This window comes from Aerococcus sp. L_32 (assembly GCF_050689315.1).
The window spans coordinates 1-859 of sequence record NZ_JBOEQF010000768.1 but is presented as its reverse complement, the minus strand read 5'-3'; the positions used below and the strand labels follow the sequence as shown (position 1 = coordinate 859).

Below are 859 nucleotides of genomic sequence, written 5' to 3'. Positions count from 1 at the left end.
TTGGTTTGAGGTCTTCAAAGCATAGTAACGTAATGCCATAAAGTAAGCATCCGTTAATTCTAGCGCTTCAGCTGATCCATAATGAATTTGGTTGGTAGCAAGGGCTGTATGTAGTCCCATCGCTCCCAATCCGATAGAGTTATAAGCTGAGTTCCCACGTTCAACACTTGGTACAGCTTGGATTGATGTCATATCAGAAACGGCAGTTAAAGCGCGTACAGCAGTATCCACAGCCTGGTCAAAGTTATGCGTTTTTAGCATTTCAGTGATATTTGTTGAAGCTAAGTTACAAGAAATATCTAAACCAACTTCTTCATAAGTTAAATCTTCATTTAGAGTAGATGGCTTTTGTACTTGCATGATTTCAGAACATAAATTAGACATGGTAATTGTCCCATTAACTGGATTTTCCTTGTTCGCTGTATCCACATTCATGATATATGGATAGCCAGATTCTTGTTGTAGACGCGAAATCTCTTGTTCTAACTCACGTGCATTGATTTTATATTTCTTAATGTCCTTATTAGCAACCATATCTTCGTAATGTTCCGTGATATTGAGATAGCCAAATGGTTTACCGTAAATGCGTTCCACGTCATATGGACTAAACAAGTACATTGGCTCATTTGTTTTCAATAGTTCATAGTACTTATCTGGCACTACCAAACCTAGCGATAAGGTCTTTACACGAATTTTTTCATCGGCATTTTCTTTCTTAGTAGATAAGAACTCATACACATCCGGGTGGAAGGCGTTTAAATAAACAACCCCAGCACCATTTCGTTGACCCAATTGGTTAGCATAAGAAAAGGCATCTTCTAACAGTTTCATTACAGGCACAACACCTGAACCAGCATTT

1 pseudogene is annotated in these 859 nt (G+C 38.2%); it reads right to left on the bottom strand.

From position 1 onward, the window contains the following. Positions 1–859, bottom strand: a pseudogene (locus ACRCJ0_RS16315) (class 1b ribonucleoside-diphosphate reductase subunit alpha); the annotation flags it as partial.